16 protein-coding genes are annotated in these 16,327 nt (G+C 36.3%); 7 read left to right on the top strand and 9 right to left on the bottom strand.

The genetic code is table 11. The features are described from left to right. Window positions 1–2: 2 nt before the first annotated feature. Entirely contained in the window at window positions 3–1,241 is a 1,239-nt protein-coding gene (locus ACXACQ_RS13525; protein WP_474976483.1) for a sensor histidine kinase, read from the top strand. 153 nt (window positions 1,242–1,394) lie between these two features. On the opposite strand, the gene ACXACQ_RS13520 is transcribed toward ACXACQ_RS13525, so the two are convergent. Beyond that, window positions 1,395–3,611, bottom strand: a complete 2,217-nt coding sequence (locus ACXACQ_RS13520) for an amino acid permease (RefSeq protein WP_474976482.1) — start codon at window positions 3,609–3,611, stop codon at window positions 1,395–1,397. 74 nt (window positions 3,612–3,685) lie between these two features. Here ACXACQ_RS13520 and ACXACQ_RS13515 point away from each other — a divergent pair, with 74 nt between their 5' ends. Further along, a complete protein-coding gene (locus ACXACQ_RS13515; RefSeq protein WP_474976481.1) occupies window positions 3,686–3,808 on the top strand; it encodes a hypothetical protein in 123 nt (40 codons plus the stop codon). 270 nt (window positions 3,809–4,078) lie between these two features. After that, window positions 4,079–5,002 (top strand): right-handed parallel beta-helix repeat-containing protein, encoded by a 924-nt coding sequence (locus ACXACQ_RS13510; protein WP_474976480.1) that lies wholly within the window; start codon window positions 4,079–4,081, stop codon window positions 5,000–5,002. A gap of 54 nt (window positions 5,003–5,056) precedes the next feature. Here the strand turns inward: ACXACQ_RS13510 and ACXACQ_RS13505 are convergent, their stop codons facing one another. Further along, window positions 5,057–5,506, bottom strand: coding sequence for a hypothetical protein (locus ACXACQ_RS13505; protein ID WP_474976479.1), 450 nt, complete (start codon window positions 5,504–5,506; stop codon window positions 5,057–5,059). Between the two features lie 397 nt (window positions 5,507–5,903). Between ACXACQ_RS13505 and ACXACQ_RS13500 the strand changes: the two genes are divergently transcribed. Together ACXACQ_RS13500 and ACXACQ_RS13495 are read left to right on the top strand one after the other, a co-directional pair. Then, entirely contained in the window at window positions 5,904–7,385 is a 1,482-nt protein-coding gene (locus tag ACXACQ_RS13500) for a sensor histidine kinase (RefSeq protein ID WP_474976478.1), read from the top strand. Then, window positions 7,369–7,788 carry a response regulator gene (locus ACXACQ_RS13495; protein ID WP_474976477.1) on the top strand — a complete coding sequence of 140 codons (420 nt, stop codon included), beginning with the start codon at window positions 7,369–7,371 and terminating at the stop codon, window positions 7,786–7,788. Before ACXACQ_RS13500 ends, ACXACQ_RS13495 begins: the two co-directional genes overlap by 17 nt. 54 nt (window positions 7,789–7,842) lie before the next feature. On the opposite strand, the gene ACXACQ_RS13490 is transcribed toward ACXACQ_RS13495, so the two are convergent. Next, window positions 7,843–8,070 (bottom strand): hypothetical protein, encoded by a 228-nt coding sequence (locus ACXACQ_RS13490; RefSeq protein ID WP_474976476.1) that lies wholly within the window; start codon window positions 8,068–8,070, stop codon window positions 7,843–7,845. Window positions 8,071–8,289: 219 nt separating this feature from the next. On the opposite strand from ACXACQ_RS13490, the gene ACXACQ_RS13485 reads away from it, so the two are divergent. After that, on the top strand, window positions 8,290–9,312 hold the full coding sequence (locus tag ACXACQ_RS13485) for an endo alpha-1,4 polygalactosaminidase (RefSeq protein ID WP_474976475.1): 1,023 nt from the start codon (window positions 8,290–8,292) through the stop codon (window positions 9,310–9,312). Window positions 9,313–9,391: 79 nt separating this feature from the next. Then, window positions 9,392–10,429, top strand: a complete 1,038-nt coding sequence (locus tag ACXACQ_RS13480) for a GMP reductase (RefSeq protein WP_474976474.1) — start codon at window positions 9,392–9,394, stop codon at window positions 10,427–10,429. Window positions 10,430–10,472: 43 nt separating this feature from the next. Here the strand turns inward: ACXACQ_RS13480 and ACXACQ_RS13475 are convergent, their stop codons facing one another. The 6 genes from ACXACQ_RS13475 to ACXACQ_RS13450 form a co-directional block, all read right to left on the bottom strand. Then, complete coding sequence (locus ACXACQ_RS13475; RefSeq protein ID WP_474976473.1) at window positions 10,473–11,960, bottom strand: YfcC family protein; 1,488 nt, start codon at window positions 11,958–11,960, stop codon at window positions 10,473–10,475. Between the two features lie 9 nt (window positions 11,961–11,969). Beyond that, a complete protein-coding gene (locus ACXACQ_RS13470; protein ID WP_474976472.1) occupies window positions 11,970–12,743 on the bottom strand; it encodes a hypothetical protein in 774 nt (257 codons plus the stop codon). Window positions 12,744–12,881: 138 nt separating this feature from the next. After that, complete coding sequence (locus ACXACQ_RS13465; protein ID WP_474976471.1) at window positions 12,882–13,238, bottom strand: MmcQ/YjbR family DNA-binding protein; 357 nt, start codon at window positions 13,236–13,238, stop codon at window positions 12,882–12,884. Beyond that, window positions 13,235–13,447 (bottom strand): DUF6728 family protein, encoded by a 213-nt coding sequence (locus ACXACQ_RS13460; RefSeq protein ID WP_474976470.1) that lies wholly within the window; start codon window positions 13,445–13,447, stop codon window positions 13,235–13,237. The genes ACXACQ_RS13465 and ACXACQ_RS13460 overlap by 4 nt, the downstream gene beginning before the upstream one ends. Before the next feature lie 21 nt (window positions 13,448–13,468). Further along, window positions 13,469–15,454 (bottom strand): (E)-4-hydroxy-3-methylbut-2-enyl-diphosphate synthase, encoded by a 1,986-nt coding sequence (gene ispG, locus ACXACQ_RS13455; protein WP_474976469.1) that lies wholly within the window; start codon window positions 15,452–15,454, stop codon window positions 13,469–13,471. Between the two features lie 70 nt (window positions 15,455–15,524). Continuing rightward, a complete protein-coding gene (locus ACXACQ_RS13450) occupies window positions 15,525–16,229 on the bottom strand; it encodes an SDR family oxidoreductase (RefSeq protein ID WP_474976468.1) in 705 nt (234 codons plus the stop codon). Window positions 16,230–16,327 lie beyond the last annotated feature (98 nt).

Below are 16,327 nucleotides of genomic sequence, written 5' to 3'. Positions count from 1 at the left end.
AGATGTGTGAGAAAAACCAAAGCAGAAAAAATATAGGATCTTCACTTTCACTTCAGGATTTCATTGTTGAATTAAAACAATTGGCTACCAGTTCCCATGATCAGGAATTGCAATCTCTTATTTCGCTTTATGAAGCAGGTATTAATGGTGCTGAGAAAAAAAATGTTGACCCGGCACATGTAAAAAAACTAGAGAAAGAAGTGGAAAACCTACGAATTGAAGTGGGGCGTTTAAAGAAGAATAATGAAATAATTACGTCCGATAAATTTCTGCTCGAACATAAAAGAAAAGAATTATTGCTAATGGCGGATAGTTTGGAAGAAGCCTACGAGGCTATATGGCATAAAAATGAAGAGCTAATAGAGCAAAAAAGGCACATTACAGATCAGACACAGAAGCTCAAAGAAGCTAATGATGCCATTTTGGCTAAAAACCAAGAATTGGAAGACCAAGCTGATTACTTACACACGGCCAATGAGACCATTAGCAAAATGCATAATGAAGTAAAAAATCAGAAAGACGAAATCCTACAGAAAAACATTGAATTAATTAGCTTAAACAATGAAAAGAATAGCTTAATAGGCATTGTGGCGCATGATTTAAAAAGTCCACTTAGCCGAATACAAGGCCTTATTAGTGTGATAAAACTTAACCCCGATAAATTTGATAAAGAAACGCTTGGGTACTTAGACACAATAGAGTCTATAGCAGGCAAGCTAAATGAAATGATCGCCAAAATATTGAATGTAGAAGCTATTGAGGCTAAGAAACTAAATATTAATTTCAAACCACTTAATTTATCTCATGTTTTATCCAACTGCCTCAAGCAATTTGAACTTTCGGCCTTAGAAAAGGAAATTTCGATAGACAATGATATAATTGACGATATTACGGTAGAGGCAGATGAAAACTTAATAAATCAAATTGTAGAAAATCTTATTTCAAATGCACTTAAATTTTCTCCAAGGAGAAGTACTTTAAACATAAGTTTATTTTCAGAAAACCAAAGTGCAGTTTTGAGAATAAAAGATGAAGGCCCAGGAATTAGTAAAGATGATCAACAGAAACTGTTTAGAAAATATCAAAAATTAAGTGCGCGCCCTACAGGAAATGAAAGTTCTACAGGTTTAGGGCTTTCCATCGTAAAAAAATATGTAGATGCCATGGATGGCGAAATATGGTGCGAAAGTGAAATTGGAAGAGGCACCAGTTTCTATGTAAAATTTAAGACTCAGTTATAGCCAGTAATTACTTCACTTAATCATATCTTAAGCACTTCGAACATCTCGAAGTGCTTTTTTATTTGATGTTTCTCGTCTTCTAACTGCCTTATAAACAACAGGTACAAAAATCAATTGATATACATCATGAAAAATCAGCTGATCAGCCTATGTTTATTGAATTTCTTTCTCTTTCGAAGCGTTTACAAACAACACATTGCCAATATCATCATATCCTTCAAAAACCTCCACACCTTTTTGCTTTATAGCCTCAGCTCTAAAACCAATAATAGTTAAATCGGCATCTTGAGATTTTTCATTGATTATGGACTTCACCTTTACATCCGGCTTACTTTTTATCAGTTCTATGTTTTTAGGAGATATCGGCAAACGACCTGTCTTTATTAGAGACACTAAACTTTCCTCCTGCTCTGACATGTCTTTTTCGTTAACTACAGCAAAAATTTTAATTTCTGCATTTCGCCAATCTTTGTGCCCCATTATAATATACCCTAGTAAAATCATAAGGCTACTATTTTTTAAATCGTTGGGAGTTAACCACAAATGGATACTGTTATGAAAACCAAATTCTTTATCTGACGAACCTAGAATACATATATCTAATTCAGCTGACTTCACTAAAGTAAAATTGTCTACTACCTCAGTAATCATTTTAGTCTCATCCTTGCTATACTCGAAAAACACCATGTTCACTTCTTTACCAGATATACTAGGTAGCTGAATAGCCTGAGCCACTGCACTGGTAAAAGATGGTGAAATAAGTGTATCTACAAAAACATTACTTTTACTAGACTCTGTTATTTTCAACACCCTCCGAATCTCCTCTTTCGCTTTAAAGTAGCTTTCTTTGGAAATATATCCATTGATATAATGCAGGTAAGTACCAAAGCCATAACGATGAGAAATCCACTTCATAAACTGGTAAGCAGTATGTCTTTTAAAGAAATCAGGAGATATACATATAACAGACGGCCTCCAGTTCTCTTCGCCACGCTCCGCTTTTTGTAAAAACACCTGTAGCTGCCTACTCAACTGAAATATAACTCCTTGAAAAATCTTGGCCATACCTTCTTTGGAAGAATTAGCATGGGTAACAAAAAAGTATACACCAACCATAAAAATTATACTCACTATAGCATACTGAGTATTCATCTTAAACATTAGGTACACACACAAAATGGCTCCAAGGAGAGATACATACCACTTAGATTTAAATGAAGGCCTATATGAAGGATCAGCAGAAAAATGCTGTAAAAACGAAATCAAACAAAGCGATCCATATGCAATCATAAAAAACATAGAGATTACTTCTGCTACCGCATTCACATCACCCAAGCACACAAAAACAATTGCCAAAATGCTAGTTATCAAAGTAGCATTAATCGGCTCATTAGTTTTGGCTTTGCCTTTTGACAGAAACTGATTGAGTTTATCTACAGGAAAAATTTTATCTCCAGCCAGTGCTTGTAAGGTTCGGGGTGCCACCATTATACTACCTAATGCGGAAGATATAGTGGCCGCTGCTAAGCCTATAGGAATAATAGGCCCAAAAGCTGCAATATCCATCATTATAAGCTGGTTATTTACCAAGTCAGCCGGTGAGGCAGAAACGGCAAGCTTATAGGCAATAAAAATGTATATGAACATACCTACCACCGTAGCCGCCAAGGTGCCCACTGGTATAGACTTTTTGGGGTCTTTTAAATCTCCAGAAAGCCCAACTCCTGCAGTCATACCTGTAAATGCAGGAAATACTATTGCAAATACAGTAAAGAATGTACTTGGGTTTTCAATATGCTTTGTCCATTCTAAAGAGCCTTCTCCGGCAGAATAACCTGTATCACCCACAAAAAATAATATAAGTGATATAAATAGCATCGCTACTACCACATACAAAGCCTTCATACCTAAATCTGCTCCTTTTTTGAGCATTAACAGGCTCAAAAGAATAACAGCCGGCAAGCTAATAATACGCTTATCGTGTAAATCAAGATCAAATTGATGATTTACATAATCGAACACAGGAGTAAAAGCTTCAGCAAAGGCAATGGTGTAGAAAGCAACACTTATCGCCTGAGATAAAAACAAGGCAATACCTATAGCTGCGCCTACATTGATCCCAAATGACCGAGATATAATATAATACTCACCTCCTCCTTCAACTTTTTGATTTGTAGCTATCTCTGCAATAGCCATAGCGGTAGGTATAGTTACCAAGTTGGCGAAAAATATTATCCCCAAAGTACCAGCAAAACCTACACTTCCTACAGCATATCCAAAACGCAGAAACATTATAGCTCCAAGAATGGTAGAAATAGCTGTGAAAAACACTGGCCCGGTACCAAAACCACTACTTTTTGTTTGACTCATATTAAAAATAAAATTACTAAACGCTAAAGCAGCTGTTAATTAAAGAAAATAATTTAAAAACCTATCTTTGTAACATGAAAAAGATCAAAGAAATGTATCGCCAATATAAAGAGTATGTACGCGTAGATTTGCTCATGTATGCAGCTATGATCGTAATGATTATTGGCTATTTCATTTATGAAATGATCAGCAACTAAAAAAACGATGTAAGTTTTATTGCATATTTCCCATTATTTACCAGCTAATCTACTTTTATAAGTACCATTTTATAGTGCAAATCTTGCACAAAGATTTACGCACGCTCAATTAAATGTAATTAATACATTTAATTAATGAGACTTGTTGTCATTCTATCCCAAGTAAGGACACTCTCCTGATTGAATTCCAAAAACCATCTGTAATTCAGACATTTGAATAATAAAACAACTACTGTTTTTATTTATTATTCAATCTAACCCCGTATAATCATGAAATCGCTAAAAAATTCCATGTGGTATTTGGCAGCTTGTTTATTTATATTCAGCTGCTCCCAAGATTCTGAAATCGTAAAGCCTGATTCACAGGCCAAATCAGACAGAGAACTAGAACTCATCAATCAACAAAACCTGGCTCTTTTAAGCACCAAGAATGCTCGAAGCACCACCGTTACTAGTGAATCAGATTTACGCTCCGCTATCTCTAGCGCTAGCCCTGGTGATATCATTACTGTTAGTGGTACTATTAGGCTCACCCAAACCCTAGAACTTGCAAAGAGTGGAACCTCTAGTAGCAAAATCAACTTTACCGGAGGTACACTAGATTGTAGCCAAATTCCTTCAGGATGGGGAGTTAAGGTAAATGGTAGTTACTGGAATATTAGTAATATGACTATCAAAAACTCTCCCGATTGTGGTATTGTATTTCAGCATGGAGGCTATAACTGGGTATACAATGTTACCACCCACGGCAACCAAGATAGCGGTTTACAAATTTACAATGGATCGCATCACAACAGCATAAACTATTGCACTTCATATGACAATTATGATGTAGCCAATGGAGGTGAAAATGCCGATGGTTTTGCATGTAAGCTTTCTGCCGGTGCAGGCAACCAATTTGACCACTGCTGGGCAGAAGAAAACTCTGATGACGGCTGGGATCTTTACGACCAACCTTATACCGTTTACATCACCAACTGTACAGCTAAAAACAACGGCTATGGCACTAATGGAGATGGAAATGGCTTTAAGTTAGGTAGCGCAGGGCAAAATGTAGCACACACTGTTACCAACTGTACATCGAGCTATAACAAAGCTGCCGGTTACGATGGAAATGGAAATGTAGGCCATATCACCACCTCAGGAAGTGGTGGTACAGGTAATGGAAAAGGCCTATGGGTAAGAATATATTAATTAACCTAAACAACCAAAAAAAGAAGGCTTACATCTAAGCCTTCTTTTACTATTTTATATTCCTAACACTTTCGCATCAACAAAAAACACTGATTTTACATCTATATGATAATCTTCTTTTATCACTTTATCTGTTACGGTGTTAAGTCTCAGTTTAAATTTGTCCTTTTTAATATATTCCTTAAGGTCATCATCACTTGTATCGAGCTCTAGCGTGGTACCTACGCCATCACTTATTTCGTCTTTTGAAGCAATGGCTATTTCGTCTAACCCATCAGCAGAAATATAAACCGTTATAGATTTAAGGAACCCAAAGTCTCCATCAGAAGGAGAAGTAATTACTAAGTTCATAGAGGTTAACTTAATCTCCTCTATCATATCCTTTCTCGTATCATTTACTTCAAATTCCGATTCGGAATTGCTCTCTACATCTGGTGTAAATATATCAAAAGGCAAGTTTAATGTAGAGGCACTCGGTATGACCACACTTTGTTCGTATTTCATTTCGAATTGTGTTAAATCATCTAATTTATCACAACTCAATAGCGCAAAAAATAAAGCGACAAAAACGGCTGGTTTTAAAAGTTTATTTAAAATCATATGCATAAAAATATTTACTCACTAACTACTGGTTTATAAGATTTTATAAAGCTCGGTAACCTTTTGGCTGTAAGTTCTTAATAACACCTCTTTCATATGGTTATCACAATAAATAGATCTACCAAAGCTAGTTTAATACTTAAAATATGTTATTTTTAGTATATACGAGCCTTACTTACACTTTGGATTGGTCAGCCACAGCTGGCAATCAATCAACTACAATAAATTAATACAAGATGACTTAACTCATCACTTAGTATTGATCTAGTAATCATCTATTTGGAGTTTAAACGCAGATTATATGACTCAAAAATCTCCGTATACCGAATTAACTTTCCAGTTGATTGTAGAATCGGCTCCAAATGCAATCGTATTAGTAAACAAGGAAGGTAAAATTGCCTACGTAAATGACCGTACAGAAAAACTATTTGGCTACTCGCGTACAGAGCTTATTGGTCAAAACGTAGAAATCCTCATCCCAGCCCGCTTTCAAGACAAGCATCCACAATACCGTGATCATTTTTTCCAATCTCCATCAGTGAAAGCTATGGGTGGCGATCGCGAACTATTTGCCATGAGAAAAGATGGCCTAGAAATACCGATAGAAATAGGGCTTAATCCCTTGGTGACAGTTGAAGGAACGCTAACATTGGCCTCTATCATAGATATTACTGAACGAAAAAAAGCCGAAAAAAGCTTTAAGCTGGTAGTAGAGGCATCTCCCAATGCCATGATATTAGTAAATAAAACAGGGGTGATTACTCTTGCCAATAAAGCGGCAACAGAATTGTTTGGGTATAGTTATGCTGAAATTATTGGACTAACAATAGAGAATTTAATACCTGCAAGATTCCATTCTTCTCACATTACCTATAGAACACAGTATTTAAAATCTCCAACAACCAGACGAATGGGCCCAGGCCGATCTTTGTTTGCCTTAAAAAAAGACGGAACTGAAATACCTGTCGAAATTGGGCTCAATTCTATTGAATCAGAAGAAGGCACTGTAACTCTGGCTTCTATTATAGACATTTCTGAGCACCTGAAGCAGGAAAAGATATACAAAGAACAAATGCAACTAAAGCTGAAAAACAAACAGCTAGAACAGTTTGCATATATCGCTTCACATGATTTACAAGAACCACTAAGAACGGTATCTAATTATTTACAAGTCATAAAAGAAGACTTTTCTAGCATATATGATACTGACCATGGCAAAAAGTATATTGATGCTATGCACAAAGCCACTAACCGCATGAGTGTTTTGATTCAGTCATTATTAGAATATAGCAGGCTAGGTAGAAATAAAGAATTAAAGCTGGTGAACTTAAATGCCGTCATCAGTGAAATCATCAATGATTTACAACATCAAATACAAAAAACAAATGCAGAGATTTTAATCATCAACAACTTACCCTCATTAATGCTCTATGAAACGGAAGCAAGGCAATTATTTCAAAATTTAATAAACAATGCAATTAAGTTCAGAAAAAAAGATATTGCCCCAATTATAACCATAGATGTAAAAGAAGAAAATGACACCTTCTTATTTAGCATTAAAGACAATGGCATTGGCATAAGTGAAAAACACTTTGACCGTATTTTTGAAATGTTTCAAAAGCTTCATAATCATAACACCTATGAAGGCTTTGGAATTGGTTTACCAAACTGTAAAAAAATAGTGGAATTACATAATGGTGAAATGTGGGTAGAATCGGTACCTGAGCATTACAGCAAGTTTTATTTTACATTATATAAAAATCTATATGAAGCCAATCATTAATTGTATACTATTAATCGATGACAATCCTGATGACAACTTTATTCACGAAAGGGTAATTAAAAAAAGCCAATTAGTAGAACATGTGGTGGCCAGAGAATCAGGAGAAGAGGCCTTAGAATATTTAACAAATTGTGACGATGCTAAAAGTGAGCCCCGCCCCGATCTCATATTTTTAGACATTAACATGCCTGGCATGAACGGCTGGGAATTTTTCGACGAATATAAAAAGCTTCCTGATGAACAGAAAGGAGGTTTTTTGGTAATTATGCTCACAACATCTCAAAACCCCGAAGACAGAGAGCGAGCGAAAGAATTTTTAGACATTACGGATTTTAAAACCAAACCTTTGACTAAGGCTATGTTAGAAGAGGTGATTCAAAAATATTATAAAACTAAACAATAAAAAAGCCGCATCAGTATGATACTGAGCGGCCTTTACTTCGTCTTGTGATTTCGTTTATGCTTCCGCAAATTGGTTACATCCGAAAGCAGCTCCTGTGATATATTCAATAGCTTTTGCATTTTTGTCTACAGCTTTACCGTCATTTAAAACAGGAATAATAAAATCAGGATCCATTTTAGACTCTATATGACTTAGCTTATTACATTCTCCGTAATTTTCTTTACCAGCAACCACAGCCGCATCTGGCGCCCAATGGTTACAATTTTTACATACATTTTCCATAGTTTTACTTTTTGTTCAATATACAACTATAAAGCATGAATTTGCTGAAAAGTTTACCAAACAGGCTAAAAACGAACAATTTATAATTAAACTAAATAAATTATCCCGTTTCAAAATACTATTTCACCTCACCTTTTCGTAGTGTCTGTAAGGTTACTTTTAACCTATTAATTACAATTACATATATCAAATTTAAAGTTCAATTTATAACCCTTTAACATGAATACACTCAAAATTGCCGCAATCGGCTTAACTTTAATTGGTTTAAACGCTTGTAGTAGTGATGATGATGCCTCATCAGTACTACCAGAAGCTACTACACCCACTTCTCCGGATGCATCTCTAGCAATAGATCACCGCCAGGAAATGCGCAACTTTGTAATTGGTATTAGCCAATACGGAAAACAAACCAATGCTAACTTTTCTGTAATACCACAAAATGGTATAGAACTAGTATCAAATAATGGAGAAGAAGATGGTAGTCCTAACACAGCATATTTAACTGCTATTGATGGTAATGGTCAAGAAGATTTGTACTATGGCTATGATGAAGACAATCAAGCCACCAACACTGAAGATAGCGAATACCTAGAAGGCTTATTAGATATTTCTAAAAACGCAGGTAACACTATTTTAGCTACCAACTACTGTTCTACGCACAGTAAAATGGATAACTCTTATACATTAAGTGACAATGCAGGATATGTATCATTTGCTGCTGATGAAAGAGACCTGAACCAAATACCGGATTATCCGGCTACTATTCATCAAGAAAATGCTAATAACATCAGCTCACTAGCCGATGCTAAGAATTTTCTTTACCTGATTAACCCTGAAAACTTCAACAGCAAAAAAGCCTTTATAGACGCTGTTACAAACACTAATTATGATGTACTTATCATGGACTTATTCTTTAATGATAACACTACATTTAGTGCTTCACAAATTGCTCAGTTAAAGAATAAGAAAAATGGTGGCAAGCGATTAGTGATTAGTTATATGTCTATTGGCGAGGCCGAGGATTACAGATATTACTGGAATGATTCATGGAGCAACAACCCTCCTGCTTGGCTTGATGAAGAAAATCCAGAATGGGAAGGAAACTATAAAGTAAAATACTGGAATAGTGACTGGCAAGATATTATGTACGGAAATGACAACTCTTACTTAAAAATGATTCTTAATGCAGGTTTCGATGGTGTTTATCTTGATATTATCGATGCATTTGAATATTATGAGTAAACCATTCGTTAATTTCTCCGTTTAACCAGCTGGCAAAGAGCCAAAAGGCTCTATTTTCGAAATTAAAAATCATTGAAATATGCGCATTGAACTTGATGTTAAACTCGGCTTCAAAGACGTAATGATAAGGCCTAAAAGGTCTACATTAAAATCAAGATCAGAAGTTTCTTTAGTTAGAAAGTTCAAATTTTTACATGCTACTCACGAATGGGAAGGCATCCCTATAATAGCGGCCAATATGGACACCGTTGGTACTTTTGAAATGGCCAGCGCTTTGGCTGAACACAAATTATTTACGGCAATACACAAGCATTACTCTGTAGAGGAATGGAAGCATTACCTCAGTAATGAGGACGAAAGCATGGCTAACCATATTGCTGTAAGTACTGGTACTGGTGAGCAAGATGCAGCCAAAACAGATGCTATTTTAAAAGCGTTTCCTCATCTAAAATTTATTTGTATAGATGTTGCCAATGGTTACTCTGAGCACTTTGTGGACTACCTTAAACGTACGCGTGAAAAGTACCCCGACAAAGTGATCATGGCTGGTAATGTAGTAACTGGTGAGATGGTAGAAGAATTATTACTATCTGGAGCCGATATAGTAAAAGTGGGTATAGGCCCTGGTTCAGTATGTACCACTCGTATTAAAACTGGCGTAGGTTACCCTCAGCTATCGGCCATTATAGAATGTGCTGATGCTGCTCATGGTCTTGGTGGACAGGTGATCTCCGATGGCGGCTGCAAAGCTCCCGGAGACGTCTCAAAAGCCTTTGGAGCTGGCGCTGACTTTGTAATGCTAGGAGGCATGCTTGCAGGCCATGATGAGAGCGGTGGTGAGCTTATAGAACAAGATGGAGAAAAGTTCAAATCTTTTTATGGAATGAGTTCTGACACTGCCATGAAAAAATATGTTGGAGGTGTGGCCGAATACCGGGCCTCTGAAGGCAGGACAGTTAAAATCCCTTACAAAGGAGCAGTACATGATACTGTAACGGATATACTCGGTGGCATAAGATCTACCTGTACCTATGTAGGAGCTCAACAACTAAAAGAATTAACTAAGCGCACAACATTTATTAGAGTAGAAGAACAGCACAACGACTGGTTAGAATAAAACAAAAAAGGGAGCATTTTAAATGCTCCCTTTTTGTTTTATTCTATATATAAACTCCCGCCCATAATATTAGTGTAGCCAATAATGAGAGCATTAAAAGAAGCGGTGTAATAAACCTCAACCAAGTGTTGTAGTTCACATTAACCATTGCCAATGAAGGGAGGGCAAGACCTGTAGGTGTAATAAAAGTCATTATTCCGAATCCAAAAAGATATGCATTTACAATCTCTTCCGGTGGCACTCCCATTACAGGAGATAGAGCGCTAATAATAGGCATACTCACCACAGCTAATCCAGAAGATGAAGAAATAAACAATGTCATCAGCATAAAGACAACCATCAAGGCAGGCATGAATAATGCCACCGGCATATTATCTACTGCTCCGATGGCATAAAATAATATTGTATCACTAATCTGACCTTCATTAAGGATAAAAGTTACCCCTCTGGCAATTCCTATAATAAAAGTAACACCTAGTAAATCTTTAGCTCCAGCCATAAATACTTTCACAAATTCTTGCTCTCCTACTCGCTGAATAAGTCCTACCACTATGGCTGCCACCAAAAATAGTGCTGTCATTTCTTCAAACCACCACCCTAAAGCTGCCACACCATATATCATTATTAAGAAAGTCAAAGCAAACAACACCAATAACAATTTTGTACTGGCTTTTAAACTTGTCACCTCCTCAATAGCTCTTTTTTCTTCCTCTCTTAGATTATTTTTAACTAAAGATTTTACCGGGTTCTTCTTTACTTTATTAGCATACCGTAATATATAAATAATGGAGAGTGTAGTACCCGCTAGCAACATAGCAAGCCTACTGTAAAGGCCTACAGTCCAACTTACACCCGCAGCATCAGAAGCTATAATAGTACCAAATGGATTAATCAGTGCGCCCATAGTACCAATGCACGACCCTACAAAAATGACCGCTACAGGCACAAGCATATCATATCCTGCAGCAATAAATACAGGGATTAATATGGGGTAAAAGGCAAAGGTTTCTTCTGCCATACCAAAGGTTGTTCCTCCTATGGCTATTAGCGTGGTGACTATGATAATGAGAAGCCCCTCCCTCCCTTTAAGCTTATTTGCAAGGTAACCTATGCCTTCATCAAAAGCGCCTGCATCATTAAAAACACCAATAAACCCTCCTATTATCAAAACAAAAAGTATGATATCTATAGAATCATACATTCCCTTTATAGGAGCAAATAATATTTCTTTAAAGCCTTGTGGTTTTGATTCGATACTATGATAAGTATCAGGTACGGAAATGGTTCGTTTTATACTACCATTCTTAAACTTATCAATACTTATAGGTATATGTAATTCTTCTAAAGTGGCTGCAGAGGCCTCAAGGGTAGTATCTCCTGCCACAGATTTTATTACAAAGGTATTATTATCTTCATTGTAACTGAGCCTATCGTACTGGCCAGCAGGCAGCAACCATGTAGCTACTGCACAAAGAATAATAACAATAAATAAAACTGTATACGGAGTGGGAAAACGAAGAGAAAACTTCATAATAAAAAATTAAAAATCATCATCATCACCATCAGGATCTGATTGGATATCCGGCTCATCATCTTCTTCTTTTAGATCTCCGGTATCATTACTTTTATTTTTCTTTTTAAATAGATTAAAACCTTTTTTCTTCTTTTTGGAGTTACCATCATCCAAGTTGGTTGCAGAGGTTTCTACATCCCATTCAGTGCTATCAGATTTATTTTTCTTCTTAAAGATATTTTTAAAGAACCCAAAAACACCTTTCTTTTCCTTCTTCTCTGCTTGCTGTAAGGCCTGTTCTTCAGCAGCATCTGTTTCCATCTGCAAACGCACATCAGGATATACCAGATAATCTTTCAAATACCATAAGTATAACTCCTGATCTATATTGAAATTTTCCTTCTTAATTGAAATCACATATATGCTATCTGCCAGAGCAGCATCTAGGGTATCTACGGCTATTACAGCAGTAGAATCATAGCCTTCTCTTTCAGCCCACAAAACATCATCATCAAACTCTGTAGAATCCTCCTCCACAGGGTAAACATCTTCCATTGGAATAGTCTGTAGGCTTTTAACTTTCTTTTTATATGAGGTAGGCTCTATAACTAGGTATCTATCTTTGCTGGCTTCCAATACCTTGGGCATGGTATCTTCATCAAAATAGCTAAACCTTCTGGCCAAAGCCTCTTCATCATGTATAAATGCACTTTGATATGCAGGGCAGATCATGCGTTCAGTACAAGCCTGTACACTTATAATAATCAGAAATCCTATAATACAATAGTAAAGTTTCGCCATGCAATCCTAAAAAGTAGCCTTAGTATGTTTAATTCTGTTTTGATATTTACCAAGCATATTTCTTACCAAACTCCTAAGGTAGCTTCAAAAAGCTATAATTTAAAGCAAAATTAAAAAATAGTAGGTCAAAGTATTAACTCAAACGTTACTTCTTACCTCTTGTTGTATTTTTTTAGATAAACCATTAAAAACTAACTCATATGAATGATCTATACATTCTATAATAAAATTATCAGAAAGAGATCCGTTCACAAGCACCGTATTCCAGTGCTTTTTATTCATATGATAACCAGGAAGCACTTCGCTATACATTTCTCTTAGTTCTACTGCTTTTTCTGGGTCACATTTAAGGTTTACACTTTCAAACAGTTCAACATTAGCTAGGGCAAATATCTTGTCACCTACTTTAAAAACGAGAGTAGTTTCTCCAAATGGGAAACCTTCGGTTACACCATCCTTTGCCAAACAATAATCTCTGAACTGCTCTATGTTCATTTAAAAATGTGTCTGCTTATAAGAATAATTAAAGCGATGATGAACATAATAATGGAGATTTTATTTACTCCATGCATCATCTTTAAATTTATATTGGTGGGTCTATTAGGATCCTTCTTACGAAAAAAGTAGCCAAATACCTCTCCTACCTGAAAATAGTCTTTAAAACTATTTTTTCTTTCTATGTTATTCTCTGTATTCTCTGCCATGGCCATTTTATTTATATGCCCTTAACCTTGTTCTTTATTAATCCAGTTCCCGTCTTCACGGATAATTTCTATTAGTTCATCTACCGCTTCTTCCGAAGGCACACCTCTTTTTACTACCTCCTGACCTCTGTAAAGCGTAATTTTGCCTTTCCCTGATCCCACATAACCATAATCAGCATCGGCCATTTCTCCTGGCCCGTTTACTATGCAGCCCATTATTCCAATTTTAACACCTTTCAAGTGATCAGTGCGTTTACGAATCATGGCTGTGGTTTCTTGAAGATCAAATAAGGTTCTTCCACATGACGGACATGAAATATATTCCGTTTTAGTCATACGCGTGCGAGCCGCCTGTAAAATACCGAAAGCAATATTATTATATTTATCTGCTAACGATAAAAACTCATCTTTTGATTTATCAGATGTCTTTTCAACGCCCATCATTACCCCATCTCCCAGACCATCTACTAATAAACCGCCCATATCAGTAGCCGAATATATCTGCAACTGATCATCAGAAAGATCATGATAGGCTCTTTTTATGATTACAGGATTGTTCACCCCATGATTAATCAACTTAACAAAGGCTCTCCTTTGCTCAGCCAACCCATGTTCATTTTCTGTGTTTAGTATTAAAACCGCATGAGCATCTGACTTTAGGGCCTCTAAAAATGTATCGTCTAGATCAGTGATCTGAACATTAATAAAATTGAGAAATGCATGCCTAACTTCATTAGATCTGTATTGCTGAGCTGTAAACAACGGTACTTTATTGTTGTCCTCCTTAACGCTTAACCAAGTATCGTAATTTAAAATTTCTTTTAACCCATTAGGAAGCATAAACGGAATAGCCCTGTCTCCTGAATACACATAATCAGCCCCAAGATCATTCATTCTCCACTTATCTGGCTCTGGCAGATAAAAATGACCGATAGCTCTTAAATCGTGATAAGACTCTGGTGCCAGCTTACTTAAATCCGCTATAACACGCGGAACATTTAAATGACCAATATTATTGACCTCTATTGAATCTCTTCTTTTATATTGAAAAGGATCAATAGGGTTATTTTCAACAGGTGCAATTGTTTTGTGAGACACCCTGTTTCCATATCGATCTATCATTACTTGAGCAACAGGCGCTTCCTTCTCGGGCTCTTCTGTTAAAGAAACACGTACCGTATCACCTAGTCCATCTTCTAATAATAGTCCTATACCTACCGCACTTTTAATACGTCCATCCTCTCCTTCACCAGCTTCTGTAACTCCTAAATGTAGTGGATAAGGCTGTAACCCTTCCTCACTAAGCTTATTTACTAATAAGCGATACGCTTGTACCATGACCTGGGTGTTACTTGCCTTCATAGACAATACAATGTCATGGTAATTTAAGTCATCACAAATACGTAAAAACTCTAATGCAGATTCCACCATACCTAAAGGTGTATCTCCATATCTACTCATAATACGATCAGATAGCGAGCCATGGTTAGTACCTATCCTCATAGCGGTACCATATTCTTTACAGATATTTACCAATGGAGTAAACTTCTCTCGTATTCTATCTAGTTCTGCATTATAGCTACTATCAGTATACTCTATCTGCTCAAATTTCTTCTTATCAGCGTAGTTACCAGGGTTAATACGTACTTTCTCTACAATTCTGGCAGCAAGTTCTGCAGCATTGGGAGTAAAGTGAATATCAGCTATTAGTGGCACCTCATAACCTTTAGCTCTCAATCCTTTCTTAATTTCTTCTAGGTTTTGAGCCTCTTTAATACTTGGTGCAGTAATTCTAACATATTCACATCCTGCCTCAACCATTCTTATTACCTGAGCAATACTACCTTCAGTATCCATAGTATCTACGGTGGTCATTGATTGCACTCTAATAGGATTATTTCCTCCTAATGCAACATTTCCAATTTTGACCTCACGGCTTAGCCTACGTGAATACTGAACTAAACTATTACAATATTGCTTTGTCTTAATTATTTCCGAATCTAACATGCGTTTAAGAATTACTAAGCAAAGTTAACTGATAATTAATTATTTTGTTACTTCTTAAATGAGGTTACTGTTAAATGTCTCCTAACTGCGGTCTCATTACAATCTCCTCTATTACAGTACGATCAGACATTTCGTAAGCATTCCAAATTGCCTTTGATACATCATCAGCATCCATAAATCGCTCTTCAGGTAAGTCCGTGCCTGCCCAACTGGCTGTAAAAGTTGCCCCTGGCATTACTGCAGTCACCTTTACTCCACAATTTTTCATCTCTTCACGCAGCACCTTGGTCATCCCTAGCAATGCAAATTTTGATATACAATAAGAACCTCCGTTAACATAAGGCACGAATGAGGCCGTAGAGCAAAGGTTAAAAATATGACCTTGCTTTTGTTTCTTCATACCCTCTACAAATCCTCTACACATATGATAAGCGCTATATAAATTGGTCTCTATCATTTTCTCCAGTGTACCATCCTTTTCGGTATGCACTTCTCCTGGAATAAATAGCCCTGCATTATTTATTAGCACATCTACCGACTTAGCATGCTCTTTCACATATTTTATGAAATATTCCACTTCCGATCTTTCTGATAAGTCAGCACGCATCACATATACATTGTTATTGTACTTGTTAGTGACTTCATCTTTTAGCGCATGTAGTTCCTCTAAGTTTCTGGAACAAACAGCTATATCAAATCCATTTTCAGAAAAAATATCTACCAATGCTCTACCTATACCTTTGGTGCCACCAGTGATAATTGCAGTTTTATTCATATCAGATTAATAATCTTTATTATTTTTTATCAAAACATTTTTAAAGACAAGGCATTAATGATAATATTACCTTCTTTTTGACTTTGACGGGATAAAGG

It is taken from the genome of Fulvivirga sp. AWR4_260, from assembly GCF_056158185.1.
This window is presented reverse-complemented; position numbering and strand designations above follow the sequence as displayed.

What these genes read in the sequence shown, in the direction of transcription:
- ACXACQ_RS13525 (WP_474976483.1), top strand. Translation starts at nt 3, where the DNA reads ATGTGTGAGAAAAACCAAAGCAGAAAAAATATAGGATCTTCACTTTCA.
- ACXACQ_RS13475 (WP_474976473.1), bottom strand. Translation starts at nt 11,960, where the DNA reads ATGAAGTTTTCTCTTCGTTTTCCCACTCCGTATACAGTTTTATTTATT.
- ACXACQ_RS13520 (WP_474976482.1), bottom strand. Translation starts at nt 3,611, where the DNA reads ATGAGTCAAACAAAAAGTAGTGGTTTTGGTACCGGGCCAGTGTTTTTC.
- ACXACQ_RS13500 (WP_474976478.1), top strand. Translation starts at nt 5,904, where the DNA reads ATGACTCAAAAATCTCCGTATACCGAATTAACTTTCCAGTTGATTGTA.
- ACXACQ_RS13485 (WP_474976475.1), top strand. Translation starts at nt 8,290, where the DNA reads ATGAATACACTCAAAATTGCCGCAATCGGCTTAACTTTAATTGGTTTA.
- ACXACQ_RS13515 (WP_474976481.1), top strand. Translation starts at nt 3,686, where the DNA reads ATGAAAAAGATCAAAGAAATGTATCGCCAATATAAAGAGTATGTACGC.
- ACXACQ_RS13490 (WP_474976476.1), bottom strand. Translation starts at nt 8,070, where the DNA reads ATGGAAAATGTATGTAAAAATTGTAACCATTGGGCGCCAGATGCGGCT.
- ACXACQ_RS13465 (WP_474976471.1), bottom strand. Translation starts at nt 13,238, where the DNA reads ATGAACATAGAGCAGTTCAGAGATTATTGTTTGGCAAAGGATGGTGTA.
- ACXACQ_RS13480 (WP_474976474.1), top strand. Translation starts at nt 9,392, where the DNA reads ATGCGCATTGAACTTGATGTTAAACTCGGCTTCAAAGACGTAATGATA.
- ispG (WP_474976469.1), bottom strand. Translation starts at nt 15,454, where the DNA reads ATGTTAGATTCGGAAATAATTAAGACAAAGCAATATTGTAATAGTTTA.
- ACXACQ_RS13505 (WP_474976479.1), bottom strand. Translation starts at nt 5,506, where the DNA reads ATGAAATACGAACAAAGTGTGGTCATACCGAGTGCCTCTACATTAAAC.
- ACXACQ_RS13450 (WP_474976468.1), bottom strand. Translation starts at nt 16,229, where the DNA reads ATGAATAAAACTGCAATTATCACTGGTGGCACCAAAGGTATAGGTAGA.
- ACXACQ_RS13495 (WP_474976477.1), top strand. Translation starts at nt 7,369, where the DNA reads ATGAAGCCAATCATTAATTGTATACTATTAATCGATGACAATCCTGAT.
- ACXACQ_RS13510 (WP_474976480.1), top strand. Translation starts at nt 4,079, where the DNA reads ATGAAATCGCTAAAAAATTCCATGTGGTATTTGGCAGCTTGTTTATTT.
- ACXACQ_RS13470 (WP_474976472.1), bottom strand. Translation starts at nt 12,743, where the DNA reads ATGGCGAAACTTTACTATTGTATTATAGGATTTCTGATTATTATAAGT.
- ACXACQ_RS13460 (WP_474976470.1), bottom strand. Translation starts at nt 13,447, where the DNA reads ATGGCAGAGAATACAGAGAATAACATAGAAAGAAAAAATAGTTTTAAA.